Raw genomic sequence first — 24,657 nt, 5'->3', positions numbered from 1 at the left:
AGTGGGCAAAAGCGGGTTGACAGTGGGGGGCGAGTCCATACATAGGAGCGAGCTTGCCTCGCGATCTTTTGATCTTTAAAAGATCGCGAGGCAAGCTCGCTCCTACAGAGCAATTAGTGCTGGGCAGCTACGGTTTCGGAGGCTGCCAGCATGGCTTTGAGCAGCACCGCGCAACCCGCCGCCAGGTCTTTGGGGTCGGCGTTTTCGATTTCGTTGTGGCTGATGCCGCCTTCACAGGGCACGAAGATCATGCCCGCCGGGCCCAGTTCGGCGAGGAAGATCGCGTCGTGCCCTGCCCCGCTGACGATGTCCATGTGGCTTAAGCCAAGCTCACTCGCCGCATTGCGCACCGCGTTGACGCAGTCAGGGTTGAAGTACAGCGGCGGGAAATCAGCCGTCGGGGTGAGTTCAAAACTCAAACCATGTTTGGCACAGGTTGCCTCAATCACTTCGCGCACTTCGCTGATCATCGAGTCCAGCCGTTCCGGCTGCAGGTGACGAAAGTCCAGGGTCATGCGCACTTCACCGGGGATGACGTTGCGTGAGCCAGGGTACGCTTGCAGGCAGCCCACGGTGCCGCAGGCATGGGGCTGATGGCCCAGGGCGGCTTTGTTGACCGCGGCGACCACGGCCGCCGCGCCGACCAGCGCGTCTTTGCGCAGGTGCATGGGGGTTGGCCCGGCATGGGCTTCGACGCCGCGCAGATTGAGATCGAACCATTTTTGCCCCAGCGCCCCGAGCACCACACCAATGGTTTTGCGTTCGTCTTCCAGAATCGGTCCCTGCTCGATGTGCGCTTCAAAATAAGCACCCACCGGATGCCCGCTGACCTTGCGACTACCTGCATAGCCAATGGCGTTGAGCGCTTCGCCAACGGTCACGCCTTGGGCATCGGTTTTGGCGAGAGTTTCTTCCAGGGTGAATTTTTCGGCAAACACCCCCGAGCCCATCATGCACGGGGCAAAGCGCGAGCCTTCTTCGTTGGTCCACACCACCACTTCAATCGGCGCTTGGGTCTGGATGTTCAGATCATTGAGGGTACGCAGCACTTCGACCCCGGCCAGCACACCGAAACAGCCATCAAACTTGCCGCCCGTAGGTTGGGTGTCGATGTGGCTGCCGGTCATCACTGGCGGCAGGTCGGGGTTAAGCCCCGGTCGGCGGGCAAAGATATTGCCCACGGCATCGACGCTGACGGTGCAACCGGCGTCTTCGCACCAGCGCACAAAAATGTCCCGTGCCTGACGATCGAGGTCGGTCAGGGCCAGGCGGCACACGCCGCCTTTGACCGTGGCGCCCAGTTTGGCCAGTTCCATCAGTGACGCCCACAGGCGTTCACCGTTGATCGACTGGGTGGCTTGCTGCTGAAGGGGATGTGCTGCGTTCATATTGTTATTCCTCAGGCAGTTTTTATTGGGTCAGAGCGTGCTTTTGGCAGCCGCTGTTTGCGGGCTGCTCAGGCGGCACAAGCCGTAGTAAATTGCGGCACCGAGCAGCGACCCGGTGAACCAGCCGTAGTCATAAAACCAGCTGAAAGCGCTGCTGCCCAACGACATCAAGGTCAAGACCACCGGCACGCCGAAGGCGATAAAACCGTTCCAGTTCCAGGCCGGGTACACACCGTCGCGGTAGAGTCCGGCGAGATCGAGTTTTTGCTGACGGATAATGAAATAGTCGACCACCATGATCCCGGCAATCGGCCCCAGCAGGCTGGAGTAACCCAGCAACCAGTTGGAATACACGGTTTCGAGGCTGACATCCGAGACTAGCAAACCGAGTTTTTTCAGCAACTCATGGGCCATCAGCAGCAACCCCACCAGCCCGGTCAAGATCACCGCCGTGGTGCGGTTGATCAGCTTGGGCGCAATGTTCTGGAAGTCATTGGTTGGGGAAACGATGTTGGCGGCGGTGTTGGTCGACAAGGTGGCGATGATGATCAACGCCATGGCCAGCGCGACCCAGCCAGGGCTCTGGATATGGCCGATCAGGCTGACGGGGTCAGAGACGGTCACGCCCACCAGTTTTTGCGAGGCGGCGGTCATGATCACGCCCAGGGCAGCGAACAGGAACATGGTCAATGGCAGGCCAAATATCTGCCCCAGGATCTGGTCTTTCTGGCTTTTGGCGTAGCGGCTGAAGTCGGGAATATTCAGGGACAAAGTGGCCCAAAAACCCACCATCGCCGTCAACCCGGCAAAGAAGTAGCCATACACGCTGGCCCCTTCAGGGCGTTTCGGCGGTTGGGCCAGCAGTTCGGTCATCGACACATTCGGCAAGGCCCACACCAGCAAGCCCAGCCCTACCAGCACCAACAGCGGCGCAGAGAGGGTTTCGAGCCATTTGATCGATTCGGCGCCGCGCAGTACTACCCACAGGTTGAGCGCCCAGAACAGCATGAAACCGATGACTTCACCGATGCCCCCCAGGCTTTTCCAGCCCTCAAACACCGACCCCAGAAACAGGTGAATAGCCAGGCCGCCGAACAGGGTCTGGATCCCGAACCAGCCACAGGCCACCAGTGCCCGGATCAGGCACGGGACGTTGGAGCCGAGGATGCCGAACGAGGAACGCAACAGCACCGGAAAGGGAATCCCGTATTTGGTGCCTGCGAAGGCGTTGAGCGTCAACGGAATCAGCACCACGATATTGGCCAGCAAGATCGCCAGCAGCGCCTCACCGACGGACAGCCCGAAGTAAGCAGTCAATACGCCGCCCAGGGTGTAAGTCGGCACACAAATCGACATGCCCACCCACAGCGCGGTGATGTGCCATTTGTTCCAGGTGCGTTCATGCACGCGGGTGGGAGCTATGTCGTGGTTGTACCGGGGGCTATCGAGAACTTCAGGCCCGGCTTCCAATTCGTACAAACCATTGCGTTCGGTGACTTGGGATCTGCTCGGTTGCATGCTCATTCACTCTCTTTTTATGGTGATTAACCCTGCGCACGGACGCAGAGCGATTCTCTGTGCAATCACCTGCGAACCTTGACGGTGAGGCAATGGCAGCGACAATCAAAAACTGTGCCGTGTTAATTATTGTGTTCACGGACAGTTGTGTTCACACCTTACAACTCGCTGGTTTATAAGCACTTTTAAACCGCACACAACACGCCGATAAACCCTTATCAAGAATAGTTTGCATTGCCGGATAGAACTAAACGAAACATATCGGTGCACGCTTATTTATTTTTGTTTGGCTCTGGCTGTTCTCCTAAGACTTCAAGCGCCTGATTTAGCATAAGAAACTTCACCCATATTTAATTCCTGTCAAGTGCGCCGAAATGGTGAAAGCCTGCACCAATTTGGTGATTTTAAGATTAAATCTATATAAATCATTAAGTTAAGTAACATATACCTACTTGAAAATAATATTTGCTCATTCCTTAACAACCCACTAGATTTTATTCCTGTCACCAGTGACAGGAATAAAAACCTGTACTACGGTCGTAATAACAACATTAGAACCGGCCCCAGCCGGTCTGCCTGCGAGGAACTTGGTATGTCGCTGTTAATCCGTGGCGCTACGCTTGTGACCCATGATGAAAGTTACCGTGCTGATGTTTATTGCTCAGACGGTCTAATCCGCGCAATTGGCACTGATCTTGAAGTTCCGCCCAGTTGTGAAGTGCTGGATGGCAGTGGCCAATATTTATTGCCCGGCGGTATCGATCCCCACACGCATATGCAATTACCGTTTATGGGCACTGTTGCCAGTGAAGACTTTTTCAGTGGTACGGCAGCAGGTCTGGCAGGCGGGACAACGTCGATTATTGACTTTGTCATTCCCAACCCTCAGCAGTCGTTGCTGGAGGCTTTTCATCAGTGGCGCGGCTGGGCTGAGAAGTCTGCGTCGGACTACGGTTTCCATGTTGCCATCACGTGGTGGAGCGAACAGGTCCGCGAAGAAATGGCCGAGCTGGTGAGCCACCACGGCATCAACAGTTTCAAACATTTCATGGCCTACAAAAACGCGATCATGGCCGCCGATGACACTTTGGTCGCAAGCTTTGAACGCTGCCTGGAACTGGGCGCGGTGCCCACCGTGCACGCGGAAAACGGCGAGCTGGTGTATCACTTGCAACGCAAGCTGCTGGCACAGGGCATCACCGGCCCGGAAGCCCACCCGCTGTCGCGGCCTTCGCAAGTTGAGGGCGAAGCCGCCAGCCGGGCCATTCGCATCGCGCAAACCATTGGCACGCCGTTGTACCTGGTGCACGTCTCGACCCGTGAAGCGCTGGACGAAATCACTTATGCCCGCAGCCAGGGCCAGCCGGTGTACGGCGAAGTGCTGGCCGGGCATTTGCTGCTCGATGACAGCGTGTATCAAAACCCCGACTGGCAAACCGCCGCCGGCTATGTGATGAGCCCGCCCTTCCGCCCACAGGGCCACCAACAAGCGCTGTGGCACGGCCTGCAATCCGGCAATTTGCACACCACCGCCACTGACCATTGCTGTTTCTGCGCTGAGCAAAAGGCCGCCGGGCGTGACGACTTCAGCAAAATTCCTAACGGCACGGCGGGTATCGAAGACCGCATGGCCGTGCTGTGGGATGAAGGCGTAAACACCGGGCGCTTGTCGATGCAGGAGTTCGTGGCGCTGACCTCGACCAACACCGCGAAAATTTTCAACCTGTACCCGCGCAAAGGTGCAATCCGCGTCGGCGCCGATGCCGATCTGGTACTGTGGGACCCGCAGGGCACACGCACCATTTCCGCTAAAACCCACCACCAGCAGGTCGACTTCAACATATTCGAAGGCAAGACCGTGCGCGGGGTGCCCAGTCACACCATCAGCCAAGGCCGGGTGGTCTGGGCCGATGGCGATTTGCGGGCCGAACGCGGCGCCGGGCGTTATATCGAACGCCCGGCCTACCCCGCCGTGTTCGACCTGTTGAAAAAGCGCGCCGAGCATCACCAGCCCGTTGCTGTTAAGCGCTGAGTACACCACCACTGCCCGTCAGAGGCAGACGCTTCCCACAACCGTGAGGCAATTCCTGTGATCAAGTCCCTGAATCATCTACCGCACCCCCATGAAAATGCGCTGGTGCTGGCCAGTCACTTCACTGATCTGGCGCCACCGCTCAGCGCCCGTCAGGCTGAACTGGAAAGCTCGCGTTGCCTGTATTGCTACGACGCACCGTGTGTAAATGCGTGCCCCAGCGACATCGACATTCCGTCTTTTATTCGCAATATCCAGCAGGAAAACGTTCAAGGCGCTGCGCAGAAAATCCTTTCGGCCAACATTCTCGGCGGCAGTTGCGCCCGCGTATGCCCCACCGAAGTGCTGTGCCAGCAAGCGTGTGTGCGCAATAACGCGCAGGAATGTGCGCCGGTATTGATCGGCTTGTTGCAGCGCTATGCGATTGATAATGCGCAATTCAACGAGTACCCGTTCACCCGCGCCGCCTCAACCGGCAAGCGCATTGCCGTGGTCGGCGCGGGCCCGGCCGGGTTGGCCTGCGCCCATCGGCTGGCCCTGCACGGGCACGAGGTGGTGATTTTCGAAGCCCGGGAGAAATCCGGCGGTCTCAATGAATACGGCATCGCCAAATACAAGCTGGTGGACGATTTCGCTCAACGTGAAGTGGATTTTGTCTTGCAAATTGGTGGCATCGAAGTTCGCCACGGCCAGCGTTTGGGCGACAACCTGAGCCTGAGCGACTTGCACCAGCAATTTGATTCGGTCTTTCTGGCCATCGGCCTGGCCGCCAGTCGGCAGCTCGGTCTGGCCAATGAAGAGGCGCCCGGTGTATTGGCTGCCACTGACTACATTCGCGAGCTGCGTCAAAGCGACGACCTGACCCAACTGCCACTGGCCGAACGTTGCATCGTGCTCGGCGCGGGCAATACCGCCATCGACATGGCCGTGCAAATGGCTCGTCTGGGCGCCCGCGAGGTGAACCTGGTGTATCGCCGTGGTCAAGAAGACATGGGCGCAACCGGCCATGAGCAGGACATCGCCAAAGCCAATCAGGTGCGCCTGATGACCTGGGCCCAACCCGATGAGGTGTTGCTCGACGATCAAGGCCAGGTTCGCGGCATGCGCTTTGCCCGCACCCGCCTTGCAGACGGGCGCCTGGAGAAAACCGGCGAAACCTTTGAGCTGGCCGCCGATGCGGTGTTCAAGGCCATCGGCCAAACCTTTGACGAAGCCACCCTGAGTGACCCGCTGGCGCATTCACTCCAGCGCACAGGCGACCGGATTACCGTGGATGAGCACCTGCGCACCAGCATCCCCGGCGTGTATGCCGGTGGCGATTGCACCTCGCTGGGCCAGGACCTGACCGTGCAAGCGGTGCAACACGGCAAGCTGGCCGCGCAAGCCATTCATGCCCAACTCATGCTCACTCAGGAGGCTGCGTAAATGGCCGATCTTTCGATTAACTTCGCCGGTATCAAAGCCCCCAATCCCTTCTGGCTGGCCTCTGCGCCGCCGACCGACAAAGCCTATAACGTGGTCCGCGCCTATGAGGCAGGCTGGGGCGGCGTGGTCTGGAAAACCCTGGGCGAAGACCCGGCAGCGGTCAACGTCTCTTCACGCTACTCGGCGCATTTCGGGCCTAACCGTGAAGTCATGGGCATCAACAATATCGAGTTGATTACCGACCGCTCGCTGGAAATCAACCTGCGTGAAATCACTCAGGTCAAAAAGGACTGGCCGGACCGCGCACTGATTGTGTCGCTGATGGTGCCGTGTGAGGAGCAAGCCTGGAAGTACATCCTGCCGCTGGTTGAAGCCACGGGCGCCGATGGTATCGAGCTGAACTTTGGATGCCCCCACGGCATGCCGGAACGCGGCATGGGCGCGGCCGTTGGCCAGGTGCCCGAGTATGTGGAGATGGTCACGCGCTGGTGCAAGACGTACTGCTCGCTGCCGGTGATCGTCAAACTGACGCCCAACATCACCGATATCCGCCTCAGCGCCCGGGCCGCCCATCGCGGCGGTGCCGATGCGGTGTCGTTGATCAACACCATCAACTCGATCACCAGTGTCGACCTGGATCGCATGGTCGCCCTGCCTGTGGTGGGCAGCCAGAGCACTCACGGAGGTTACTGCGGCTCGGCGGTCAAGCCGATCGCACTGAACATGGTGGCCGAAATTGCCCGCGACCCTCAGACCCAAGGCTTGCCGATCTGCGGGATTGGCGGCATTGGCAGTTGGCGCGATGCAGCGGAATTTATCGCCCTGGGCTGTGGCGCCGTGCAAGTGTGCACCGCTGCCATGCTCCACGGGTTTCGGATTGTTGACGAAATGAAAGACGGTTTGTCGCGCTGGATGGACAGCCAAGGTTATTCGAGCCTGGAGGACTTTTCGGGTCGAGCCGTGGGCAATACCACCGATTGGAAATATCTGGATATAAATTACCAAGTCATCGCCAAGATCGATCAAGAGGCATGCATAGGCTGTGGTCGTTGCCACATCGCCTGCGAAGACACCTCGCACCAAGCCATTTCCAGCCAGAAACTGGCCGACGGTACGCATCGTTATGAAGTGATTGATGATGAATGCGTGGGGTGCAACCTGTGCCAGATCACCTGCCCGGTAGACGACTGTATCGAGATGGTGCCGCAAAACACCGGTAAGCCGTTCTTGGACTGGAACCACGACCCGCGTAATCCGTACCACGTGGCTACTTGAACCCCCTTGTGGGAGCGGGCTTGCTCGCGATCGTTTGCTCTTGATCGCAGCCTCGCTCCGCTCCTCAGCGACTACGGTCGGGGGAAGAATCCTTCACGGCTCCAGCCCGATACCGCGCAGGATGATGCTGGTGACACTGTGTATGGCGCGTTCGAACTGGATGTCACTCAAGGGCTGATGCTCGTTGATGATGTTCACCTGGTGATCGAAGTCTGCGTAATGCTGGGTTGAAGCCCAGATCATGAACAACACGCTGGACGGCTCTACCGGCAATATCCGTTTGTCTGCCACCCACTGGCGGATTTTGGCTTCTTTCATTTTTGCCCAATCATAGAGACTCGCATCCAGCGTGAGCCCCAACGTGGGCGCGCCATGGATGATTTCGTCTGCCCAGACTTTCGAGCCGTAGGGGCGCGTACGTGAGTGGGTCATCTTGGCGCGAATGTAACTGCTGAGGACCAGGCGCGGGTCATCATAGGTTTCAAAACACAGCGCATCTTGTTTCCACACTTCCAGCAAACCCAGCAAAACCGCGTTATACAGCTCGGTTTTGGTGCTGAAGTAGTAGTGCAAGTTGGAACGAGGCAGCTCAACTTCAGCGGCAATATCCGCCATGGCGGTGCCCGCAAAGCCTTTTTCGGCAAAGACCTTTTCGGCTCCGAGAAGGATTTTTTCGACATTGCTGCGACGAATTTCGATCTTGTGATTGCTCATTGCGTGCGGCCCTTGTCGTCACGATTCGTCGATATGTGTCCAGATAAAACTTGCGCCATCTGCCCGCTGCACGCAAGGGCTGAGCCTGGATTAAGGGGTCAGTCAGAGCACACAGCAACGCGCAAGCTCGCCTGTCGGTCCACCCTCTGAAATGTGTTCAGACTGTTATTTTTGACAGGTTCCAAACACCGCAGAACGGTTTATAAATAAGCCCACAGCAAGGAAAAGTCCTACGGGATTTTCCTCTCGATAAGAGAGGAACTTCCTACAACCCACTTACGTTTTTTGATCTATGGGAGCGTCTTGCCATGCATCAGCCTCAATCAGCGACCAGTGGACAATCAACATACCTCCAGCCCGACGCCCAGACCAAAGAAAACGCTCTGAGCGCTATCAAACTCACCCCCAAAGAAAAGGAAGTGCTCGCGTGGGGGGCTCAGGGCAAAACCTCCTGGGAGATTGCGCTGATCCTCAAATGCACGGAGTCGGGGGTCAACTTTCATTTCGGCAATATTCGTCTTAAGTTCGGCGTTTCGAGCCGTAGCGCTGCGTTGATCAAAGCAACGGCCCTGGGGCTTGTCACACCTTTCTAAACGCTGAACAACTTGCATGTCCAGATTGCCGGCGACACGCGCTTAATGTGCGTGTAATCAGGGCATCGTATTGCTGTAATCCTGCTCTCGCCTGGACCGGTAGCGCCGGGCACGCTTAAAAAAAACAGGTGGCGACATTCGCGTAGTGCCCGTTGGGCACTACGCTTGAACCATGGCTGACAGGTAGTCGATCAAGGCGAAGGCGGCAGCTCTATCACGTCGGTTTCAATGCCTTCGAGCTTGGGTTTGAGCTTGATCTGTTCTTGCACTTCCCGGGCTTGAGCCTCGGTCGCATAAGGGCCGATCAAGAAATGTTGCACACCGTCTTTTTCGAGAATGTAGGGAACAAAGCCATTATCCAGCAGCCTGCCAGTGGTATCCGTAATCGTCGCTCTCTGCCCTTCAGTGAGCTCCAGCGCCCAGTGAGCAACAGGCACCTGGACCACCGTAGAGTGAGAAGCCGCTTTAGCCTGCTCGATTTTATCGTTAGACTCCTGACCGCAAGCCGTCAAGGCCAATATTGCTGTCATCACGATGACTTTACGCACTGCGTTTCCCCTATCTGTATGAGTGGGTCGATTTTATCACTGGGGCAGTGGCCTTTGCTCTCCTTGAACAAATCAAATCCGCCCCTATTTAAGCTTCATAGGCATGAGCTTCCCTCGTTCGGGGAATTTTACCTCTGGCTATGACGTCTGTAATGAGCGGCGCATTTATATGCACTTAGCAGTATTCTGTAGCCATGACCGAAGCCGCACCGTCTCAGAGACGTGCCTTACAAAGCCATCAAGGAGAAAAAAATGCTGATACTCACCCGTAAAGTTGGTGAAAGCATAAACATCGGTGACGATATTACGATCACTATTTTAGGAGTCAGCGGGCAGCAGGTCAGAATCGGCATCAACGCGCCGAAAGACGTCGCAGTACACCGCGAAGAAATCTATCAACGCATCCAGGCAGGTCTGAATGCATCGGACAAAGGCAACCAGTCTTAATCCTCCGAGGTATCAGCCCTTGGAGTGAGTGTCAGGGCTGCCTAGCCAGCCCTCCACGATTGAAACCATCCCCGTTTTTTCCGCAATCATGCACCGTGATTGCTGGCAGTGATGCGCTGCTGACTTGACATATCCAGGTTTGCGACCACGCTCTATCCTCGCAGAAGACTCAAATTCTCTGAATCACTGCGGCCACGATGCCTATGCATCATGGCGACTGAGCGACTCCTTTTAATATCAGCCCCTCTGGGCTGGACCTGTATTGTCAAGGAATGAAAGACATGTCCGATCTAATCGTAGTGGGATTTTCAGACACCCAAACCGCCGACCGCGCGCTCACCGAGCTGGTGTCGTTGAGCAAAGAATATCTGGTTGAGCTCGAAGACTCGGTCATTGTTACGCGTAACGGTGAAGGCAAGCTCCACGTCAAACAAAGCGTCAACCTGACCGCTATTGGCGCCACCTCGGGCCTGGTCACTGGCGGGCTTTGGGGCGCACTGGTTGGCCTGCTGTTCCTCAACCCGCTGGCCGGTTTTGCCATTGGTGGCGCCTTGGGCGCTGGCGCCGGTGCACTGTCTGGCTCCTTGAGCGATTACGGGATCGACGACAAGTTCATCAAGAATCTGGGCGAAACCATTCCGAACAACTCTTCGGCGCTGTTTGTGCTGTTGCGCAAATACCAACCGGAGAGAGTGCTGGAAGAACTGCAAACAGCAGGCTTCGAGGGCAAGGTTCTGCGCACTTCGCTGTCCCCTGAGCAAGAGAAAAAACTTCAGGAAGCCCTGTCCCATCATGTGCAGGCCCAACCGGCTGCTTGACCGTTAAAAACGGCACCACCGTATTGACGATTCGACTGCCCATGCCGGGCAGTCGAAACCCTGGATCTGCGCATCCATGCCTGTAAATCCCCGCTTAAAACCGTGCCCTGGCCCGACCGTTGACCGCCCCCTTGCAGACACCGCAATTGCTCAGAGACCCGGGCTAAAGTTAGCCGATCGATAGCTGGTCTTCTGCGTGCGCGGTGTTACTGTAGCCAACGCGACCCGCGTAAGGTGGATCGCTCTGCGACATGCCTGCACAGAGGCACTATGCTTTAATCGAATGAATCCAAAGACGTAAGAGTTGGGACCTCTCGCTCGGCCAATGCGAAGTGCTGATATGAACTCATAAAGCTGCGCCACGCCATTTTTGATCCCGCTCACAGGAAGCCCACAATGGTTCAAAGACAAGTCATCAATGCTTCGGTCAGCCCGAAAGGCAGCCTGGAGACGCTCTCGCAACGTGAAGTGCAACAACTGAGCGAAGTCGGCTCAGGCAGCAGTTACACACTGTTCCGCCAATGCGTACTGGCTATCCTCAACACCGGTGCTCACGTCGACAACGCCAAAACCATTCTTGAAGCCTATAAGGATTTCGAAGTCCGGATTCACCAGCAAGACCGTGGTGTTCGCCTTGAACTGCTGAATGCACCGGCCGATGCCTTTGTCGACGGCGAAATGATCGCCAGTACCCGAGAGATGCTGTTCAGTGCCCTGCGCGACATTGTCTACACCGAAAGCGGTCTTGAAAGTACACGCGTTGACCTGAGTTCTTCTGCCGGCATCACCGACTACGTCTTCCATTTTCTGCGCAACGCCCGCACCCTGCGCCCAGGCGTAGACCCCAAGATCGTGGTGTGCTGGGGTGGCCACTCGATCAACACCGAAGAGTACAAATACACCAAAAAAGTCGGCCATGAACTGGGCTTGCGCAGTCTGGACATCTGCACCGGCTGTGGCCCCGGCGTGATGAAAGGCCCGATGAAGGGCGCCACCATTTCACACGCCAAGCAACGCCTGGTGGGGGGGCGTTACCTGGGCCTGACAGAGCCAGGCATCATCGCCGCCGAAGCCCCTAACCCAATCGTTAACGAACTGGTGATTCTGCCCGACATCGAAAAACGCCTCGAAGCGTTTGTGCGTGTAGGGCACGGCATCATCATCTTCCCCGGCGGTGCGGGCACGGCTGAAGAGTTTTTGTACCTGCTAGGGATTCTGATGCACCCGGACAACAAGGACGTGCCCTTCCCGGTCATTCTGACCGGCCCCAAAGAAGCCGAACCTTACCTGCAACAGTTGCACGAATTTGTCGGCGCTACCCTGGGCGAGGCGGCACAAAACCACTACCAGATCATCATCGACAACCCGCCTGAAGTGGCCCGCCAAATGACCGCGGGGCTTAAAGAGGTGAAGCAGTTCCGCCGCGAGCGCAATGATGCATTTCACTTCAACTGGTTGCTGAAAATCGATGAAGGGTTCCAGCGCCCATTCGACCCGACCCATGCCAAAATGGCCAACCTGCAATTGCGCAGCGGCCTGCCACCCCATGAGCTGGCCATCAATCTGCGCCAGGCTTTCTCCGGAATCGTGGCCGGCAACGTCAAAGAAAAAGGCATTCACCTGATCGAAAAGCACGGCCCGTACGAGATTCACGGTGACGCTGCGATCATGAAGCCGCTGGACAAACTGCTGCATGCCTTCGTTAAACAACACCGCATGAAGCTGCCAGGCGGCGCTGCTTACGTGCCCTGCTATCGCGTCGTCAGTTAAGGCGCCACCCTTGGCCTGTTGAGGTTTCATGGCGTCAGCTGTGAAAACTCAACAGACCCTTGAGTCCGTCGAGCAGCAAGTGCTGCATCACGGGTGCACCGCCAACAAATGCAGCGCCTCGCGGTAAACCGCCAAGCGCTCGGCATGCCCATTCAGACCACCATTGACCGCCTTGGTGACCGATGCAAAATCATCGCCATCAGCCCACTTATTAATACCGCGTGCCTGCCAATACCAACCCGCACTCGCCACCGCCCATTGCCCATTGCCCATTGCCCATTGCCCATTGCCCATTGCCAGTCTTCCAGCAAGTGGGGCGTCGCGAGCAAGCGCTCATCTGCAAACAGCGCAAGGCTACAGGCGCGATAGTTGCTCTTGCCGGTGACTTGAATCAAACCCCGACCGCGATAGAGCCAGCCCTCCCCCGACGTCTCGGAGGCATTGCCCAAGCGATCACTGTAAACCCGATTGGCAATAGCCTCAGGCTTGCGATGCAACAATTGCGCATCGCTATTGGGCATACGCCGCAAGCGGCTACCGTCCTTGACCATCACGTATTTACCCGCAGAGTCCTTCAAGGCAAAACGCGTGCCCCAGGTCATGGCCAAACCATCTGCGCTGTAATTTAGGTTCTCGACAAGCACCGTGAAACCGGCACTTTCGTGCCCCACTTGGGATAGAAAAGCGGCTATCCGCTGCGGGGTATTAATCTGGCATCGTTCAATTACGCCATGCATCAGCGGTAAATAGCTATCAACGTGCCGTGCACTCTTGGGGAATAACTTCAACATTATTTCTCGGTTCAACATCACACTTCACTCTTAATTATTGATAAATAAAAAGTGAAGCACTTTGCGCGTAATAAAACCGCCATTTATCACTCAAGTCGAACTTACCCACCTACATCACAGAATAAACTGACATATGCCGTTCAAACCCAGCACTCAGATGCCCCATCACTGCTCATGACTCTCGGCAAGTAAACGCTGAATAAATTGTTCCTGCTGTTGATACATACCTTCGCCAAAATGCGTGGCCCGCACTTGGCCTTTAGCATCAACAAAATAGTGGGCAGGCCAATACTGGTTATCAAAGGCGCGCCAGATTACGCTGTTATTGTCGATTGCAACCGGGTATTCAATACCCAACTTCTCCACCTGCTGGCGTACGTTTTCGACCACTCGCTCTTCTTCATACTCAGGCGTATGCACGCCAATCACCACCAGCCCTTCTTTGGCGTACTTTTTTGCCCATGCGTTGACATAAGGCAGACTGCGCTGACAGTTAATACAACCATAGGTCCAGAAATCCACCAGCACCACTTTGCCGCGCAACGACTCGCGTGTCAGCGGCGGTGAGTTAAGCCATTCAACGGCGCCGGACAACGCCGGCATCGGCACACCGTCTTCTTGGGCCGCGAACGCACCTCCACTCGCGGCCATCGCACTCAACAACGCCAGCCAGCGCGCAGCCCGGCCAACACCTGCAAACTTGCCAGCCATGGACTAGCCGCCCTCGTTGCAGTTTTGCGAAACTTTCAGGTAGTTGAGTTGCTGGGTTTGCCCCTTGGAGTCAAGGTAGGTCATGTGCGATTTGACCACCTGGCAGTCGTAACCTGGGTCTTCAGTGATGGCCAGCACCTTCTTCACATCCAGATGCGTGCCGTAGGTGTAGTTTTGCGCAACGGGCATTTCTTGAGCCTGGGCACCCAGGGCAAACAGGCTTAACGCGGCAAACACACCGGCAGCACAGGTAGCTTTAATGTTCATGATCAGTTCCTCACAGTCTTGGTTAAGAGTCATCGAGGCTTGGTATCTCGATGGGTCCTATTCAAAGCCCGTGAGGTATCGCGAATGTGTCGAGAATCGGCCTCGATGACTCTTTGCGTATCTGGAGGGCGTGCAGATACACAGCGATACATTCCAGGCCAAGGCCGGGTGTGAGCGGCCTGAAGATTTTTGCCTCAGGATGTATCTGTAAAACCTCAGATACACTGAAATACAAAGGCCTGCAGGCAAGAGCGCGGTCTCTGGCTATGATGCGCCTCACCAACCACCCGCGAGAGATTAAAGCCATGGAGCATGTCGATCACATCCTGATCGTTGACGATGATCGTGAGATTCGCGAACTGGTGGGCAATTACCTGAAAAAGAATGGTCTGCGCACCACCGTGGTTGCCGACGGCAGGCAAATGCGCAGCTTTCTGGAAAGCACACCTGTCGACTTGATTGTGCTGGACATCATGATGCCCGGTGATGATGGCTTGTTGTTGTGCCGCGAACTGCGCGCCGGCAAGCACAAGGCCACGCCGGTATTAATGCTGACGGCGCGCAGTGACGAAACCGACCGCATTATCGGCCTCGAAATGGGCGCTGACGACTACCTGGTCAAACCCTTCGCGGCCCGTGAACTGCTTGCTCGGATCAACGCCGTTTTGAGGCGTACGCGCATGTTGCCACCCAACTTGCAGGTCACCGACAGTGGCAGCTTGTTGGCTTTTGGTCGTTGGCGGCTGGACACCAGCGCCCGCCATTTACTGGATGAGGACGACACCATGGTCGCCCTCAGTGGCGCCGAATACCGCCTGCTGCGGGTGTTTCTTGACCATCCTCAGCGGGTCCTCAGCCGCGATCAATTGCTCAACCTGACACAGGGCCGTGATGCCGACTTGTTTGATCGATCCATCGACCTGCTGGTCAGTCGTTTGCGTCAACGCTTGCTCGATGATGCCCGCGAACCGGCCTGTATCAAAACCGTGCGCAGCGAAGGCTATGTGTTCTCACTCCCCGTGAAAATTCTCGGTGCATCACTATGAAATGGCTGCGCTGGCCCAAAACCCTGGCGTCGCAATTGTCGCTGATCTTTCTGGTAAGTCTGCTGCTGGCTAATGGTCTGTCGTTCAGCGTGCAGTTCTATGAGCGCTATTTGAGCGCCCGTTCGACCATGCTCAACAACATGGAAAACGACATTTCAACGTCCGTTGCCATCCTGGACCGCCTGCCCGCCGAAGAGCGTCAGGCCTGGCTATCGCGCCTGAATCGGGAGCATTACCAGTACCTGCTGACCAAAGGTGACAGCGGTGTGCCCATGGACACTGCAGACCCGCCCATGTCGGCCTCCTCGATCAAAGACACGCTGGGCCAACATTACGCCCTGACCTTTGCCGACATCCCCGGCGTGCGCCCGCACTATCAGGTGTTTTTGCAACTGGCTGACGGCAACCCCGTGACCATTGACGTGCGCCCGGCCGACATTCCCGTGGCCCTGTGGCTACCGGTAGTTTTGGTGCTGCAACTGGCGCTGCTGCTGGGCTGCACCTGGATGGCGGTGAGGCTGGCGATACGCCCGCTCAGCCGGCTGTCGCGGGCGGTAGAAAGCCTGGACCCGAATGCCCGCATCCAGCATCTGGACGAAAGCGGCCCGACCGAGGTCGCCCATGCCGCCGTGGCCTTTAATGCCATGCAGCAGCGCATCGCAGACTATCTCAAAGAGCGCATGCAGATTCTCGCGGCCATTTCCCACGATTTGCAGACCCCCATTACTCGCATGAAACTGCGCGCCGAGTTTATGGACGACTCGATCGAGCGCGACAAACTGCTGAGTGATCTGGGGGAAATGGAACATCTGGTCCGCGAGGGTGTGGCCTACGCCCGCAGCGTGCACGGCTCAACCGAGGCCAACTGCAAACTCGACCTGGATGCCTTTGTCGACAGCATCGTGTTCGACTATCAAGACGTGGGCAAGGCGGTTAACAGCAGTGGCAGCTATGGCTCCCCCATCGAAACCCGCCCCCACGCCCTGCGCCGGGTACTGATCAACTTGCTGGACAATGCCTTGAAGTTTTCTGGAGCGGCCGAGTTGGTCGTCAGCGCTGAAGCCAACGGCAACGTATCAATCAAAGTGCTTGATCGCGGGCCGGGTATTTCAGCTGAAGAACTGCGCGAAGTGTTGAAGCCGTTCTACCGGGTTGAGAGCTCACGCAATCGCGACACGGGCGGCACCGGGCTCGGGCTGGCGATAGCCCAGCAACTGGCAATTGCCTTAGGGGGCTCGCTTGGCCTGAGTAACCGCGAAGGGGGCGGACTGTGCGCAGAACTCTTGCTGCCTAAAAGCTCATACTAGAAAAAGCTGTATCTGCCTGAGAAACAACCAAGATGATTCTTACGTTAAAAAACGAACTAACGGCATCAATGAAAAGACGATGACACCGACAACACCTCAGTTAAGGCTCTAATCTTCAGCTATTCACCCAATGAGAAGGATCTCAAAAATGAATAGCAAATTCAGCGACACACTGATAGTTAACCTGCGCGTAATTAACAACACAGCGCATGAACTAAAAAGAATAGAAGGTACCCACAGCGGCAGAGAGGGAGGCTTCCCTCCTGAGTTTTCCGCCCACAGCAGGAATGTTTTCCAGTTTCATGCAGCCCCCCACTTCAAGGGCGACATATTGATTGAATACGGTGTTAAGAAGCCCATTTTTGAAGCCCGGTTCGCCTACAGCATTGGCAAAGAAATACTGCAGTTTGAAACCAGCTTCTTATACGCCTATGAAAAGTCGTATCTTCATCAGTCACCAAGAGTTAATTACTTCTGGACTCATAGCGTCATCGGCCCAGGAGATTGCAATTCCCGGTTAAGACAGCACTCAGACGTCTACCCCTATAACTACGCGGTCGATTTTACGATCGAATAAACGCATTCAACCTGCGGGCGTCGTCGAAGTGTGATTGGCAGAGCGGGCAACACAGGTATGCCCGCATCTGAGTGGAAACATCTGATCAACCCGGCGGAATGGTCGCCAAAATACCGATACCGATGGTCAGTATTAAAAAACCGCCTAAAAACCACGCCATCTTACCCATCACATTTCCCCGTCAAACCTACGTAATAAAACAGGTGCAGCACATCGGGCGGCAAAAAGGTGAGTATTGCTTGGCTCTCACGCTCTTGCCTGTCTCGAGAGGTTGATGGGAATTGTGCGCTTTGATCTGCACTCATAACAGACGCAGATATGGCGAAAAAATACGTATCAGTTGCCAGGCAATACAAAATGGTCGTGCGACACGCTGCGCTGATAATCCGCGACCACACGCTGACACAAATTGACCACAGCTTCGTTCAATTCCAGCCCTGCTCCGACGCGCCAACAGGCAAACACCGCAAACCCTGGTGGAGCCTCCATGGGCAACGCAACCAAGGCTTGGCTGTGCAGTTCACGGCTGACCAGTACCGGTGGCAGCGCGCCTATGCCAAAGCCGTCAGCCACCAGTTTGATGATCGCCGCCACTGAGTTGATGCAACTGACCCTGGGCGTCGCAATGCCTTGCTGGTGCAGGAAATTAAGCATGTCTTGATGTGGCCGCGATAACCGCGAAAAGGTCAGCAAGCGTTCCTGACAGAGGTCTGCAAGGCTTGCATAGCGGCGATCAAGCGGGCTGCCCTTGGACACGACCCAGCTCAGCGGGTAGCTGGCCAGTTGTACATTGCGCACCCCGTCGGCACGCACCAGATCAGTTTGAAAAATAAGGTCCAGATACCCCTTGAGCAGTTGCTCGTTGAGATTCAGCGCCGTATCCGCCGTCAACTCGACTTCAACCTGAGGGTAATCGCGGCTTATGGTACTGATCAGATCGCTGAGCCAACTGTGGATCACCGTGTCCATGACCCCGATGCGCAAGCGCCCGGCGAAGCTGTCTGTCTGGCCGAGCGATTGCAACAAACGCTGCTGGGTCGCGAGCATCTGTTCGGCATAGCCCAACACCTTCTGACCTTCGCGCGTGAGGCTCACTCCACGCGAATCACGCTGAAACAACTGCACCCCAAGCTCGTTTTCAAGCACTGAAATGCGACTGGAAACCGCCGCCTGGGTGGTTGAAAGCTTCTCTGCGGTCAGGCGAAAACTGCCAAGCCGTGCGACCCAAACGAAGGTCTGCAGAAATCGAATATTCATAACGCCGTGCTCGCCCGATCCAAACCTGGGCACCACTCTAAACCTTTGGCTTGGAGAGCGGTATTTGCACAATGCCAAAGCCTGCCAAATGCCCTGTAGTCGCTGCCGAAGAATGAGGCTGCGATGGGTGGCAGCGATCCCGGACGGCGGTCCTGCGGCCCGCATCGCAGCCTCGTACCTCGTCAGCGGCTACAGGGAATTTGAATCGTGCGAAAAAACTGTAGGAGCGAGCTTGTCTCGCGATTCTTTGATCTTCACCTGTCAGAAGTGGAACGAAACGCCGGTAGTGACGTTGAACGGGTCGCCCGGATAGAAGTTGGCCGAGTCCTGACCCTTGGCGTCATACGCGGTGTTGGTCGCCGTAGCGTAGCGCTGGTTGGTCAGGTTGCGGGCATCCACAAACACTTCCCATTTTTTGCTCGGGGCTTCGTAACCGACTTTAGCTCCCCAGAGGGTGTAGGACGGCGCACTCAGGGTGTTGGCAAAGTCGACGTAATAACTGGAAGCCGCACGCGCATTGAGTTGTGCGTAGAAACCACCCGCTTGCCGATATTGCAGCTCGGCCTGGTAAACCTGACGCGGCAGCCCCGGCAACTGGTTGTCGCCAAACGTTGAGTCGTGGCGGTAGTAAAAGTCGTTCAGGGTGTAAGCCTGACGCAACGACACCGTGTCGCCATTTTTGCCTTCCCAGAGCAATGCGTTGAGCCCCGCCTCTATCCCCTGGTGAATGGTCGGGCTGCCGTTGGAGGTGGCCACCAATTGGTCCTGAGTCGCCGTGGCCTGACGCACGACCACCGAGAGCAATTCCTTTTGCACCCATGAACGGTACACGGTCAGGCTGCCGTCAAAGATGCCATGACCGCCGCGAATCCCGAACTCCACGGTGTTGGCCTTTTGCGGGCGGACATCGCGAATGTAGGGGGTCCCGGTGCTACCCAGTTGCCAGGTAACGGGGGGATCGACCGAACGGCTGACGTTGCCGAACAGCTCGAATTCCGGTGTCAGTTGATAGCGCAAGCCTAGACGCGGGGCCAGATCGGTTTCGGTGTATTCAACGCCGTTGGGGAAGGCACTGGTATTAACGCCGGTGGTGTATTTAATGTCGGCCTTGCGTTTGATATTGATCAGCGAGAGCCCGCTGGACAGCCAGGTTTTGTCGCCCAACTGCAACTCGTTCCCCAACGAGAACACCGTATCGCGAGAGCCGGTGTAATCGGTTTTCTGTAGCGTTGCACCGGTAACCCGACTGTGGGACTTCACGTCCGCCAGGTAAGACTGGGTATTGCTGAACGTCACGCTACTGTCGCTGGGCAAGCCCAGGAACGTGTCGCCCGTGCGCAGATAGCGCAGGGTCAGGTTGATATCTTTGGAGCGCCAGTCTTGGGGGGACGGGCTGTAGCGCCAGCCGTTCAACAGCGGATAGTCGTTGTAGCCCAGGCCCACTTCCAGCTTGGCGTTATCGTCAAAGGTGTAGGTGGTCTTGCTGCCCAACAGGGTCGAGCCGTCTTTCTTGCGACCAATCGGCACGGCGTTGCTGGTCGGGTCATGCTTGAGCTGATACTTGGTCAGCGTGTTGCCCTGGGTCAGGGTCTCTTCGCGATAACGCACAAAGAATCGCGTTTCCAGCTTTGGGTTGAACACGTAGCCAAAATTGGCGACCAGGCCTTGGCCTTTGTTGGACGTGTCGTCCTGATAACCATCGCGCTGGTTGTGCAGAACACTGACGTAGTAATCAGCATCACCCACGACCCCACCGGTGCTTAATTGCTCCTTTTGATAGCCGTAACTGCCCGCCTCAAAACGCGCGTAATTGCCTGGATCAGTGCGCCCGGTTTTACTCACAAAGTTGATGGCACCGCCCAGCGACAAGGCGGAGTAAAGGTAAGCGTTAGCGCCGTACAGCACGTCAGTGTGGTCCACCGCTTGCATGTCCAGCATGTCTTCCTGAGTACCGCCCGGCCCGGTCAGCGGCAGGCCGTCAAAGAGGAATTTGATGCCCAGCACATAGCCTTGATAGAAGGTATTGAGCCCCGAGCCACGAATGGAAATTTTGTTGGCGCTAGACCCACTGGTGGCCTGGGCGAACACACCGGGTTGCAAGGCCAGAACGTCTTCGGCATTGGCTGCGCGACCGCGCTCGATGTCCCGGTTGTCCACCACGGCGGTGTTGCCCGCCACTTTCTTCAGTTCTTTTTGCGCTTTCTGCGCCTCGCTGGCCTCGGCGCCGGTCACCACCACCGTGGCTAACGTAGGATCTTTGTCCTCGGCAGCCACCGCTGTGGCCTGAACCAGCATCAGGAGAATTCCCATGCTGGAAGCTGTCGCCAGTGCACTACGTCGTAATACTCGCCTTTCTGACGCACTGTTCATTATTAATGCTCCTGCCTGTTAGTGAGTGGAGCATCTATTCGTATAGTCTCGCTCTCACACGGACTTTTGCAGAGTTCGTGCCAGCCCAAAAACAGCGATTTCCGGCAATTAAAGAGCAACTTTCAGGTGTCAACCAAACAGTTTGTAAAGGGGCTGTTTGCATTTCAACAGTCGACCTGTTTTGAAATTTTCTTATAACAATTTGATCAGTGCATATGCATTTGCATCACGTGCCTTCTCTGCCGTGATGCCCGCGCCAGAGGGTTTTAGCCTGTCTACTGTTCAACACGTGTTGCTCCAGCAACAGTGCATGAACAATGCGCTGAATTAACCACACTGTTGTGTCTGACAATTAACAAAACACTCCCGATTTACGGCGCTTTTACTAGTTGGTATGGCTCTTGCTATTACTTTCCGCATGCCTGTTTGCTTCGGCAACTAAGTGCATTCAGTGGAGTGTATTGATCGCGAATACGACTTCGTTTTGCTAAAAGCCAGGAGTTATTAATGGCCAATGTCCAAACTGCCAGCGCGCTGGATGTGCTCTGGCGCCAGGGCCCCGGCGGCGAACTGCTTGATCTTGGGCGCACGTTTCGCGGCCCACTGTCATTGTCGCGCCTGCAGAGTACGCCCAAGCGCATCCTGAGCCGCCGTGAAGCAGTGCTGCTGGGGGTTTTCGCACTGGCACTGCACGGTGCGGTGATTTACTGGATCAGTCAGAACCCGACGCCGGTATTGCCGATCGTGCCGCCGGAAGTGCCGCCTATGACCATCGAGTTTTCTCAACCGGCACCGCCTGTGGTGGAACCGCCTCCGCCCGAGCCGGTTGTTCAGCCCGTGGTCGAGCCACCTCCGCCTGTAGAAGACGAACTGGCCGTAAAACCGCCACCGCCCAAGCCGATCCCAAAACCCAAGCCGATCCCAAAACCCAAGCCGGTGGTCAAGCCTGTGCCTAAACCCGTGGCCAAGCCTGTTGAACAACCGCCAGCGCCGCCGCAACCGGTTGCACCCCCTGCTCCACCCGCGCCGCCAGCCCCCGCGCCAATAACCCCGGCTTCTGCCAATGCCGGCTATTTGCACAACCCGGCGCCGGAATACCCGTCACTGGCCATGCGCCGTGGCTGGGAAGGCACTGTGCTGCTGCGGGTCCACGTGTTGGCCAGCGGTAAGCCTGGCGAAATCCAGATCCAGAAAAGCAGCGGTCGCGACCAACTCGACAACGCAGCCAAGGATGCGGTGAAGCGCTGGAGTTTTGTCCCGGCCAAACAAGGCAATGACCCGATTGACGGCTGGGTCAGCGTGCCGATTGATTTCAAAATCAAATAAGCCCGGACCTCAATTTTTACACCGCGAGCGTCCTGAAAAAGACGCTACGCCTTGACCGTTTTGATGACCTAATTTAGAGAGCCTGAACCATGAACCTTATCGCTTCCCCCTTTGAATCCATTGAACATGCGGTCATCTGGCTGCTGATTATTTTCTCGGTGGCCACCTGGGGCCTGTTCTTGCTTAAAGGCGTGCAGTTCAGCCGCCTGAAAAACCAGGACCGTCGCTTCCTCAAACAATTCTGGGCCGCCACCAGCCTCGACTCGGCCGCCGAGCTGGCCAGCACGGCGCCGGGTGCTGCTGCCCGTGTAGCCCAAGCCGGCTATGCCGCCATTCAAGTGACCGATGCGCCACAGGCCAATGACCTGGCGCACAACATCAACCATCAAGACCGCCTTGAGCGCTCGCTGCGCCAGCAAATTGTGCGTGAACGTCGCTCGCTGGAAACCGGCCTGGCGATCCTCGCCAGTATCGGCAGCACCTCGCCTTTTATCGGTCTGTTCGGCACCGTGTGGGGCATCATGTCAGCCTTGAAAGGCATCAGCGCCGCCGGCTCTGCCAGCCTTGAAACTGTGGCGGGCCCGATTGGTGCAGCGCTGGTTGCCACCGGCGTCGGGATCGCGGTCGCAGTCCCTGCGGTGCTGGTTTACAACTACTTCCTGCGTCGCCTGAAACTGACCGCTGCTGACCTTGACGACTTCGCCCACGACTTCTACAGCCTGGCCCAGAAGAGCGCCTTCCGTGTGCACCTGCACCCGGTGCTGAACAAGTCTGCCGCGCCCGCGCAAAAAGTGAAGGAGGCGTCCTGAGATGGCCTTTTCAACCCAAGACAACGACGAAGTACTCAGTGAAATCAACGTCACGCCGCTGGTCGACGTGATGCTGGTGCTGCTGGTGGTGTTTATCGTCACCGCGCCACTGCTGACCAACGCGATTCCGATCAATCTGCCCAAGACCGACTCGGTCGCCCCCGTGGAGCAAAAAGATCCGCTGGTGGTGAGCATCGACGATCAGGGCAAAGTGTTCATCAACAAGGATGAAGTTGAAGCGGGCCTGCTGGAGTTCAACCTGCAGGCGGCCAAGGCCAAAGACCCGGAAGTTCGCGTGCAGTTGCAAGCCGATAACGGTGTGAACTACGGCGAAGTGGCTCGCGCCATGGCCTCGATTGAGCGCGCCGGGATCACCAAGCTGTCGGTGATTACGGCCAAGTGAAATAACCCGCAGCCTTCTGGCAACCCCCTGACACGACGTCGGGGGGCGACATTCAAACGAGGTGAACACACGTGACTGTCACACAGCTAAATGCCAGGAAGGCACCGTTGGACATCGCTCGAGAGCTGGCAGTCGAGTTCGCCCTGACCGCCGTGGAGCGTGATGCCCAAGGCGGCACGCCCAAGCACGAACGTAATCTTTTGCGCGACAGCGGCCTGCTGGCCATGAGCATTCCGGGCCAGTTCGATGGCCTCAACGCCACTTGGTCTGAAACGTTTGAAGTGGTGCGCGAATTTGCCCGGGTGGACAGTTCTATTGCCCATGTTTTCGGCTTCCATCACCTGATGCTGGCCACTGTGCGGTTGTTCGCCAAACCCTCGCAATGGCAAACCTGGTTCAAGCTGACGGCGAACAAAAATTGGTTCTGGGGCAATACCCTCAACCCGCTGGACACTCGCACCGTGGTCAAGGAGCGTGAAGGCTGGCGTGAGTTCTCCGGCAAAAAAAGCTTTTGCTCCGGCGCCAACGACTCTGAAATGCTGATTGCCTCTGCGATTGACGAAAGCGCAGGCGGCAAGCTGCTGATAGCCGCCATCCCCAGCGCCCGCTCGGGCATTACCTTGCACAACGACTGGCACAACATGGGCCAGCGTCAGACCGACAGCGGCAGCGTGACGTTCCAGCGTGTGCGGGTTGAAGACTCGGACTTGCTGCTCGATCCCGGCCCGCTGAGCACGCCCTTTGCCTGCCTGCGGCCGCTGATAGCCCAACTGCATTTCGCCAATATTTTTCTCGGTATTGCCGAAGGCGCCTTTGAAGAAGCGCGCCGCTACACCCTGGAAGAAACCCGGCCCTGGTTTAAATCCAGCGCTACCCAAAATACCCAAGACCCGTACATTCTTGGCCATTACGGCGACTTTTGGGTCGCCCTGGAAAGCACCCGCTTGCTGGTCGAACGCGCCGGAGCCGCACTGGACGAGGCCTGGGCCAAAGGCCCGGCGCTCACCAGTGAAGAGCGTGGTGAAGTCGCCATCGCCATAGCTACCGCCAAAGTAGCTGCCAGCCGCAACGGCCTGGAGTTATGTAGCAAGGTCTTCGAGGTCACCGGAGCGCGCGCGACGCAAACCTCCGTGGCGCTCGACAGGCACTGGCGCAACCTGCGCACGCAGAGCCTGCACGACCCTCTGGACTACAAGCTTCAGGAACTGGGCGACTGGGCACTTAACGGCACGTCCCCCATCCCGACATTTTATTCATAGGGACCG

22 protein-coding genes and 1 pseudogene are annotated in these 24,657 nt (G+C 56.8%); 14 read left to right on the top strand and 9 right to left on the bottom strand.

The window, feature by feature from the left end:
* Nucleotides 1-113: 113 nt before the first annotated feature.
* Together GHO25_RS19880 and GHO25_RS19875 are read right to left on the bottom strand one after the other, a co-directional pair.
* Nucleotides 114-1,388, bottom strand: coding sequence for a Zn-dependent hydrolase (locus GHO25_RS19880; protein WP_153327452.1), 1,275 nt, complete (start codon nucleotides 1,386-1,388; stop codon nucleotides 114-116).
* Between the two features lie 30 nt (nucleotides 1,389-1,418).
* Nucleotides 1,419-2,906 (bottom strand): NCS1 family nucleobase:cation symporter-1, encoded by a 1,488-nt coding sequence (locus tag GHO25_RS19875; RefSeq protein ID WP_153327464.1) that lies wholly within the window; start codon nucleotides 2,904-2,906, stop codon nucleotides 1,419-1,421.
* A gap of 592 nt (nucleotides 2,907-3,498) precedes the next feature.
* Between GHO25_RS19875 and hydA the strand changes: the two genes are divergently transcribed.
* From hydA to preA, 3 genes are read left to right on the top strand one after another with little or no spacing between them, the layout of a single operon-like run.
* Nucleotides 3,499-4,938, top strand: a complete 1,440-nt coding sequence (gene hydA, locus GHO25_RS19870; protein WP_153391924.1) for a dihydropyrimidinase — start codon at nucleotides 3,499-3,501, stop codon at nucleotides 4,936-4,938.
* A gap of 57 nt (nucleotides 4,939-4,995) precedes the next feature.
* Nucleotides 4,996-6,363 carry an NAD(P)-dependent oxidoreductase gene (locus GHO25_RS19865; protein WP_178110158.1) on the top strand — a complete coding sequence of 456 codons (1,368 nt, stop codon included), beginning with the start codon at nucleotides 4,996-4,998 and terminating at the stop codon, nucleotides 6,361-6,363.
* A complete protein-coding gene (gene preA / locus GHO25_RS19860) occupies nucleotides 6,364-7,638 on the top strand; it encodes an NAD-dependent dihydropyrimidine dehydrogenase subunit PreA (RefSeq protein WP_153391922.1) in 1,275 nt (424 codons plus the stop codon).
* 93 nt (nucleotides 7,639-7,731) lie between these two features.
* Here the strand turns inward: preA and GHO25_RS19855 are convergent, their stop codons facing one another.
* Entirely contained in the window at nucleotides 7,732-8,352 is a 621-nt protein-coding gene (locus GHO25_RS19855) for a TetR/AcrR family transcriptional regulator (protein WP_048368946.1), read from the bottom strand.
* A gap of 308 nt (nucleotides 8,353-8,660) precedes the next feature.
* Between GHO25_RS19855 and GHO25_RS19850 the strand changes: the two genes are divergently transcribed.
* Complete coding sequence (locus tag GHO25_RS19850; protein ID WP_048368945.1) at nucleotides 8,661-8,945, top strand: helix-turn-helix transcriptional regulator; 285 nt, start codon at nucleotides 8,661-8,663, stop codon at nucleotides 8,943-8,945.
* A gap of 191 nt (nucleotides 8,946-9,136) precedes the next feature.
* Here GHO25_RS19850 and GHO25_RS19845 read toward each other — a convergent pair whose 3' ends face one another.
* Entirely contained in the window at nucleotides 9,137-9,493 is a 357-nt protein-coding gene (locus tag GHO25_RS19845) for a hypothetical protein (RefSeq protein ID WP_048368944.1), read from the bottom strand.
* A 252-nt stretch (nucleotides 9,494-9,745) separates the two neighbouring features.
* Between GHO25_RS19845 and csrA the strand changes: the two genes are divergently transcribed.
* From csrA to ppnN, 3 genes are all read left to right on the top strand, one after another.
* Nucleotides 9,746-9,940: a carbon storage regulator CsrA gene (csrA, locus tag GHO25_RS19840; RefSeq protein ID WP_048368943.1), complete on the top strand. Its 195-nt coding sequence runs from the start codon at nucleotides 9,746-9,748 to the stop codon at nucleotides 9,938-9,940.
* A gap of 281 nt (nucleotides 9,941-10,221) precedes the next feature.
* Nucleotides 10,222-10,758, top strand: a complete 537-nt coding sequence (locus tag GHO25_RS19835; RefSeq protein ID WP_153391920.1) for a DUF1269 domain-containing protein — start codon at nucleotides 10,222-10,224, stop codon at nucleotides 10,756-10,758.
* A gap of 396 nt (nucleotides 10,759-11,154) precedes the next feature.
* Complete coding sequence (gene ppnN / locus GHO25_RS19830; protein WP_153391918.1) at nucleotides 11,155-12,528, top strand: nucleotide 5'-monophosphate nucleosidase PpnN; 1,374 nt, start codon at nucleotides 11,155-11,157, stop codon at nucleotides 12,526-12,528.
* A 152-nt stretch (nucleotides 12,529-12,680) separates the two neighbouring features.
* On the opposite strand, the gene GHO25_RS19825 is transcribed toward ppnN, so the two are convergent.
* From GHO25_RS19825 to GHO25_RS19815, 3 genes and pseudogenes are all read right to left on the bottom strand, one after another.
* Nucleotides 12,681-13,319, bottom strand: coding sequence for a glycoside hydrolase family 19 protein (locus GHO25_RS19825; RefSeq protein ID WP_256677257.1), 639 nt, complete (start codon nucleotides 13,317-13,319; stop codon nucleotides 12,681-12,683).
* A gap of 165 nt (nucleotides 13,320-13,484) precedes the next feature.
* Nucleotides 13,485-13,922 (bottom strand): annotated as a pseudogene (locus tag GHO25_RS19820) (thioredoxin family protein); the annotation flags it as partial.
* Between the two features lie 111 nt (nucleotides 13,923-14,033).
* Complete coding sequence (locus GHO25_RS19815) at nucleotides 14,034-14,297, bottom strand: DUF2790 domain-containing protein (protein ID WP_048368939.1); 264 nt, start codon at nucleotides 14,295-14,297, stop codon at nucleotides 14,034-14,036.
* A 305-nt stretch (nucleotides 14,298-14,602) separates the two neighbouring features.
* On the opposite strand from GHO25_RS19815, the gene GHO25_RS19810 reads away from it, so the two are divergent.
* From GHO25_RS19810 to GHO25_RS19800, 3 genes are all read left to right on the top strand, one after another.
* Nucleotides 14,603-15,343 carry a response regulator gene (locus GHO25_RS19810; RefSeq protein ID WP_048369095.1) on the top strand — a complete coding sequence of 247 codons (741 nt, stop codon included), beginning with the start codon at nucleotides 14,603-14,605 and terminating at the stop codon, nucleotides 15,341-15,343.
* Entirely contained in the window at nucleotides 15,340-16,650 is a 1,311-nt protein-coding gene (locus tag GHO25_RS19805; protein WP_082148662.1) for a HAMP domain-containing sensor histidine kinase, read from the top strand. The genes GHO25_RS19810 and GHO25_RS19805 overlap by 4 nt, the downstream gene beginning before the upstream one ends.
* A 148-nt stretch (nucleotides 16,651-16,798) precedes the next feature.
* On the top strand, nucleotides 16,799-17,227 hold the full coding sequence (locus GHO25_RS19800; RefSeq protein WP_048368937.1) for a hypothetical protein: 429 nt from the start codon (nucleotides 16,799-16,801) through the stop codon (nucleotides 17,225-17,227).
* A 336-nt stretch (nucleotides 17,228-17,563) separates the two neighbouring features.
* Here the strand turns inward: GHO25_RS19800 and GHO25_RS19795 are convergent, their stop codons facing one another.
* Together GHO25_RS19795 and GHO25_RS19790 are read right to left on the bottom strand one after the other, a co-directional pair.
* Nucleotides 17,564-18,484, bottom strand: coding sequence for a LysR family transcriptional regulator (locus GHO25_RS19795; protein WP_153391914.1), 921 nt, complete (start codon nucleotides 18,482-18,484; stop codon nucleotides 17,564-17,566).
* 261 nt (nucleotides 18,485-18,745) lie between these two features.
* Nucleotides 18,746-20,794, bottom strand: a complete 2,049-nt coding sequence (locus tag GHO25_RS19790; RefSeq protein ID WP_227024850.1) for a TonB-dependent receptor domain-containing protein — start codon at nucleotides 20,792-20,794, stop codon at nucleotides 18,746-18,748.
* A gap of 567 nt (nucleotides 20,795-21,361) precedes the next feature.
* Between GHO25_RS19790 and GHO25_RS19785 the strand changes: the two genes are divergently transcribed.
* The 4 genes from GHO25_RS19785 (at nucleotide 21,362) to GHO25_RS19770 (ending at nucleotide 24,651) form a co-directional block, all read left to right on the top strand.
* A complete protein-coding gene (locus GHO25_RS19785) occupies nucleotides 21,362-22,180 on the top strand; it encodes an energy transducer TonB (RefSeq protein ID WP_153391912.1) in 819 nt (272 codons plus the stop codon).
* 89 nt (nucleotides 22,181-22,269) lie between these two features.
* Complete coding sequence (locus GHO25_RS19780; RefSeq protein WP_048368933.1) at nucleotides 22,270-22,989, top strand: MotA/TolQ/ExbB proton channel family protein; 720 nt, start codon at nucleotides 22,270-22,272, stop codon at nucleotides 22,987-22,989.
* Nucleotide 22,990: 1 nt separating this feature from the next.
* Nucleotides 22,991-23,392, top strand: a complete 402-nt coding sequence (locus GHO25_RS19775; protein ID WP_048368932.1) for a biopolymer transporter ExbD — start codon at nucleotides 22,991-22,993, stop codon at nucleotides 23,390-23,392.
* Nucleotides 23,393-23,463: 71 nt separating this feature from the next.
* A complete protein-coding gene (locus tag GHO25_RS19770) occupies nucleotides 23,464-24,651 on the top strand; it encodes an acyl-CoA dehydrogenase family protein (protein ID WP_178110157.1) in 1,188 nt (395 codons plus the stop codon).
* The last annotated feature ends 6 nt before the right edge of the window (nucleotides 24,652-24,657 follow it).

It is taken from the genome of Pseudomonas sp. FSL R10-1350 (assembly GCF_009600525.1).
GTDB lineage: Bacteria > Pseudomonadota > Gammaproteobacteria > Pseudomonadales > Pseudomonadaceae > Aquipseudomonas > Aquipseudomonas helleri.
The sequence above is the reverse complement of the archived record's forward strand: the minus strand, read 5'-3'. Positions and strand labels throughout refer to the sequence as shown.

What these genes read in the sequence shown, in the direction of transcription:
- GHO25_RS19880 (WP_153327452.1), bottom strand. Translation starts at nt 1,388, where the DNA reads ATGAACGCAGCACATCCCCTTCAGCAGCAAGCCACCCAGTCGATCAAC.
- GHO25_RS19875 (WP_153327464.1), bottom strand. Translation starts at nt 2,906, where the DNA reads ATGCAACCGAGCAGATCCCAAGTCACCGAACGCAATGGTTTGTACGAA.
- hydA (WP_153391924.1), top strand. Translation starts at nt 3,499, where the DNA reads ATGTCGCTGTTAATCCGTGGCGCTACGCTTGTGACCCATGATGAAAGT.
- preA (WP_153391922.1), top strand. Translation starts at nt 6,364, where the DNA reads ATGGCCGATCTTTCGATTAACTTCGCCGGTATCAAAGCCCCCAATCCC.
- GHO25_RS19855 (WP_048368946.1), bottom strand. Translation starts at nt 8,352, where the DNA reads ATGAGCAATCACAAGATCGAAATTCGTCGCAGCAATGTCGAAAAAATC.
- GHO25_RS19850 (WP_048368945.1), top strand. Translation starts at nt 8,661, where the DNA reads ATGCATCAGCCTCAATCAGCGACCAGTGGACAATCAACATACCTCCAG.
- csrA (WP_048368943.1), top strand. Translation starts at nt 9,746, where the DNA reads ATGCTGATACTCACCCGTAAAGTTGGTGAAAGCATAAACATCGGTGAC.
- GHO25_RS19835 (WP_153391920.1), top strand. Translation starts at nt 10,222, where the DNA reads ATGTCCGATCTAATCGTAGTGGGATTTTCAGACACCCAAACCGCCGAC.
- ppnN (WP_153391918.1), top strand. Translation starts at nt 11,155, where the DNA reads ATGGTTCAAAGACAAGTCATCAATGCTTCGGTCAGCCCGAAAGGCAGC.
- GHO25_RS19825 (WP_256677257.1), bottom strand. Translation starts at nt 13,319, where the DNA reads ATGTTGAAGTTATTCCCCAAGAGTGCACGGCACGTTGATAGCTATTTA.
- GHO25_RS19815 (WP_048368939.1), bottom strand. Translation starts at nt 14,297, where the DNA reads ATGAACATTAAAGCTACCTGTGCTGCCGGTGTGTTTGCCGCGTTAAGC.
- GHO25_RS19810 (WP_048369095.1), top strand. Translation starts at nt 14,603, where the DNA reads ATGGAGCATGTCGATCACATCCTGATCGTTGACGATGATCGTGAGATT.
- GHO25_RS19805 (WP_082148662.1), top strand. Translation starts at nt 15,340, where the DNA reads ATGAAATGGCTGCGCTGGCCCAAAACCCTGGCGTCGCAATTGTCGCTG.
- GHO25_RS19800 (WP_048368937.1), top strand. Translation starts at nt 16,799, where the DNA reads ATGAATAGCAAATTCAGCGACACACTGATAGTTAACCTGCGCGTAATT.
- GHO25_RS19795 (WP_153391914.1), bottom strand. Translation starts at nt 18,484, where the DNA reads ATGAATATTCGATTTCTGCAGACCTTCGTTTGGGTCGCACGGCTTGGC.
- GHO25_RS19790 (WP_227024850.1), bottom strand. Translation starts at nt 20,794, where the DNA reads ATGGGAATTCTCCTGATGCTGGTTCAGGCCACAGCGGTGGCTGCCGAG.
- GHO25_RS19785 (WP_153391912.1), top strand. Translation starts at nt 21,362, where the DNA reads ATGGCCAATGTCCAAACTGCCAGCGCGCTGGATGTGCTCTGGCGCCAG.
- GHO25_RS19780 (WP_048368933.1), top strand. Translation starts at nt 22,270, where the DNA reads ATGAACCTTATCGCTTCCCCCTTTGAATCCATTGAACATGCGGTCATC.
- GHO25_RS19775 (WP_048368932.1), top strand. Translation starts at nt 22,991, where the DNA reads ATGGCCTTTTCAACCCAAGACAACGACGAAGTACTCAGTGAAATCAAC.